This is a genomic window from Bradyrhizobium niftali (assembly GCF_004571025.1).
Lineage (GTDB): Bacteria > Pseudomonadota > Alphaproteobacteria > Rhizobiales > Xanthobacteraceae > Bradyrhizobium > Bradyrhizobium niftali.
In genome coordinates this window covers 1-3,734 of the sequence record NZ_SPQT01000097.1, presented here as the reverse complement: position 1 = coordinate 3,734, position 3,734 = coordinate 1, and the positions used below count along the sequence as shown (strand labels likewise).

Annotated in this window: 4 protein-coding genes; all 4 read left to right on the top strand. The window is 57.4% G+C overall.

Features of this window, described 5'->3' with window-relative positions; all coding sequences use genetic code 11:
• Positions 1-697, top strand: a 697-nt coding sequence (locus E4K65_RS49400) for an aspartate/glutamate racemase family protein (protein WP_235886070.1), incomplete at its 5' end; no start/stop codon positions are given.
• A 1,175-nt stretch (positions 698-1,872) separates the two neighbouring features.
• Positions 1,873-2,244: a RidA family protein gene (locus tag E4K65_RS46460; protein WP_135179734.1), complete on the top strand. Its 372-nt coding sequence runs from the start codon at positions 1,873-1,875 to the stop codon at positions 2,242-2,244.
• 257 nt (positions 2,245-2,501) lie between these two features.
• Entirely contained in the window at positions 2,502-3,146 is a 645-nt protein-coding gene (locus E4K65_RS49395; RefSeq protein WP_235886069.1) for a hypothetical protein, read from the top strand.
• A gap of 92 nt (positions 3,147-3,238) precedes the next feature.
• Positions 3,239-3,734: transposase (locus tag E4K65_RS46450; RefSeq protein WP_135179733.1), on the top strand; the 496-nt coding region annotated here is incomplete at its 3' end.

Sequence of the window (3,734 nt, the reverse complement as noted above, 5' to 3'; positions counted from 1 at the left end):
CCAAGGCTCCCTCGGAATTCTAAATCTCGAAAGGGGTCCAGCGCCTGCCGCGCCGAGGCTCGGCTCGATTCTGAACCCCACTACTTTCGATTTCCCGGTCATCTCGGAAACAGTCGCGGGGGCGTGGGCAGAAAACGTCATCCGCGGCGAGCCAGCGCTTGAGAGCGCATGTATTGCGGCTGCCCGTCGCCTTGTTCAGCGAGGCGCTGTTGCGATTAGCTCGAACTGCGGCTTCTTTATGCGTCATCAAGCTGCGGTGTCCGCTTCGGTGCGTGTGCCTGTGGTGCTGTCGAGTCTGTTTGTGTTACCTGCACTATTGCGGCAAGTGGCACCGGGCGCCAAAGTCGCGATTGTGACAGCCGATTCAAAGCATTGCGATGAAGAGCTGCTCGGCGTGAGCGATCGAGCCGAAAGAGCTAGGCTAGTGATCGGCGGCTTGGAAGGCGGAAAATTATGGCACAATGAACTGCAGCGTCCGCCGCCATATACCGAAACCGCTGACATCCAGGCCGATACCATCGCATGTGTTACGAGACTTCGACAGGCGTATCCGGATATTGTGGCTATTCTGTTGGAATGCACAGCATTGCCGGCGGTAGCGCCAGAAGTTCGGCGCCTGACCAAATTGCCAGTCTATGACATTACGGATCTCTGCAGGTTGACAATGGCGTCGATTGCTCAGGACGGCGTTCTTTGATGTAAAGCGTATGTAAGCATACGGCGACCGAAAGCGCGTGCTCGCCGGCCGCGCGCGCTTGGGGGCGCTCGCGCAGCTTGGAACTTCGGATCGTATCGCCTTTCCGCGGGGACTCGGTAGGGAGGCCCATTGCCGGGCGTCCAGCGGGTCGGCGGAGGCAGGTGGCAGCCTCCGGCTCCCAGAGAACAAAGTAGCCGAAGTGGCCGGTCACGATCTGCCCTGTTCGGGGATTGGCCAGTGCATTCTGCGCCTCACATCCTGTTTGATCTGCTTGAGCTTCGCTGGCATGCGGAAGTATTTCGTTATAGCGAAAATCGCCCGCTGCGCAATTTTCCGTAGATGAACGTGAACCAAAGAAAGGCAAAGGTTTCCGGTTTGGCGAGGTGAGTGTTCTTCGGACGGAGCGTAAGCGCAAGCTCCTCAAGCCCTAATTTAGCGCGCGGAAGCGACGGGCGTCGTACTCGCGCTTGAAGCCCCCCACCACATCGTCCGCACCGCGCACGATGATCATATCGCCGGTCGCCTCACGCAGTCGCCCGCTTGGTCCACAGGTCGAGCACATAATGCAGGTAGATATTGCCGACGAGCGGTCAGATCACCGAGTCTTGCGCCGTTCCCCTGTCATTGACGGTCACGATCCTTGAATGCCCGCCTTCAACCACTTCCTGATCAGGCGGATGATGCGACAAGCCATGTCTGGTCGTTCATGGCGTATCGCTCCCCTTGAGAGCTCCTGGCAGGCTCGATACGCCTCTCTCAACCCGTCATCACCCACTTTCCCGTTTAGTACGTCGACAAGTGCGAAGCTTCGAACGCTCTCACGATGACGCCTTACCGTTTACCCTCGCCCAATCTTGTCTATAGCTCTCGATTGAGTGCAGCCGAGGGCTACATCTGCGTTGTCAAGGGCCTTGCGATTCCAGTGGGGATACTGAGTCTAACCCACTTCAACTATGCGGATGGTACAACGATTTCCTGGACCCCGGTCAGGAATCTAACCCTTTGGGGCAGAACCTCGCTTGAAACCGCATATGCATCGAAATTCCGCGATTGCTTGATAGAATCAGTGAATTTCTGCGCGATATTCGGAATAGCCTTTGGTTCCCTCGTCTCGGTTGTTTCACACATCGAATGTCAACGAGCTGGGCGCCAGTCAAAACAGATAGGGAAAAGGTATGGCTATGAATCCTTGGCGTGATGCAGTTTTTGCCGGAGATCTGGTGGTAGTATCGGGTCAGTTGGGTATAGCCGAGGGGAAAGGACTTGTCTCAGGCGACGGCCAGTCCCGGCATTCGCTCGTAGCTGCTCAGACTCGGCAGGCGCTGAAGAACCTCGTCGGCGTACTCGCAGAGAACGGGCTCACCGCCGCGGACGTGATCAAGACCACTGTCTACCTGCAGACGACGGACGATTACAAAGCGATGAACGAGGAGTACGCGAAAGTCTTCCATACCAATCCTCCGGCTCGGACTACAATTGGGGCACAGTTGGTGATTGGCGCTGCCGTTGAGATTGATTGCTGGGCTTACCGAAGCAAGAGGTCATGACAGCTCTTGGTTATCGCCGTGGTGTGGCCGGGCCCATGCATATCCAATCCAAAGGCTAGTCGCGGATTTGGGGTCTAGCATCGCAATGATCTGGGCACATCGTCTGCGTCTATAGCGCTAGTTGCTAATAGACCTAGCGCCGAGCACCCGGACGGTGGACGGATCTCTTGCCTCATTGGTGACGGCAAGCCGTGGGTCACCTTGCTGAAGTGGGTCACCTTGGTGAATCGACCTCGCAAGCACCTTCGATGGCTAATATGGCTGAGCGCGCCGCATGTATCATGGCGGGTGGCGCGCTCAGCCGAACGGTTCCATCGTTGCTATCAACTCATGGAATGACCGGCTCGACGCGCTGCCAAGATCGGACAATTAGCGCTACATTCTCGACGGCGAGGAGCCGGACTGCGCAATCCGAGGCTTGTCACGCTTTCGCACGCTTCTTCAAAAAAGAGAAAGATGCCCATGGCTCAGACGCATATTTCATCGACCGTCGATTTCGAAAAGAATGGGCGGCAGACCGGTTTCCTGCGGGTCCCGCATTCCATCCACGAATCTGCCTACTACTCGATTCCGATCCCCGTGGTTTGCCTCAAGAATGGAAGGGGGCCGACCATCCTGCTCAGCGCCGGCAATCACGGCGAGATCTCACCCCTTCACTGAAGGTGATGCGGGAGTTTAGGGTCGACTGGATTTCGTTCATCCTAACGCGCAATGCTGGATTGGTACTGCTGGTCTACGGCGGCTTCCATGCCTTGCTCTACATCCAGCGGCGTCAAGGGACCGAGTTCAAGTATAATATCAAATGGCCCGACATAGGTTTGGCTACGGCGAGCTCTAAAGTGAGCACAATCTTGAAAGCAAATCACATCGGCAGGCACTGGAAATGTTTGGGGCCGATGTGACGTCAGCGGATCTAGCAGGCTGTTGAAAAAGGCGCTCGGCGCCGACCGGCGACCATGATTCATTGGCTTCCGATGCGATTCGGAGATGGTGCGTGCGCGGCGGCGACAATCGAACAGGAGAGCTGTTTAGCTACGTTGATCTGGAGGCGCGGGTGCGGCGTGATCATCCGCTGCGAGCGATCCGGACAATCGTGAACGAAGCGCTGGCGGTGCTGGAGCGCGAGTTTACCGCGCTCTATTCGCCGATTGGGCGGCCGTCGATCCCACCGGAGAAGCTGCTGCGGGCGATGCTGTTGCAGGCGTTTTATTCGATCCGGTCTGAGCGGCTTCTGATGGAGCGGTTGGAATATGACCTGTTGTTTCGCTGGTTCGTGGGAATCGGCGTCGACGACACGGCGTGGGACCATTCGGTGTTCTCGAAGAACCGCGACCGGCTGCTGGAAGGCGACATCGCGGCCAAGTTCATGGCGGCGGTGCTGGCACAGCCCAAGGTGAAGAGGCTTCTGTCGAGCGATCACTTCTCAGTCGATGGCACGCTGATCGAGGCCTGGGCCTCGATGAAGAGCGTCAAGCCCAAGGACAGCTCGG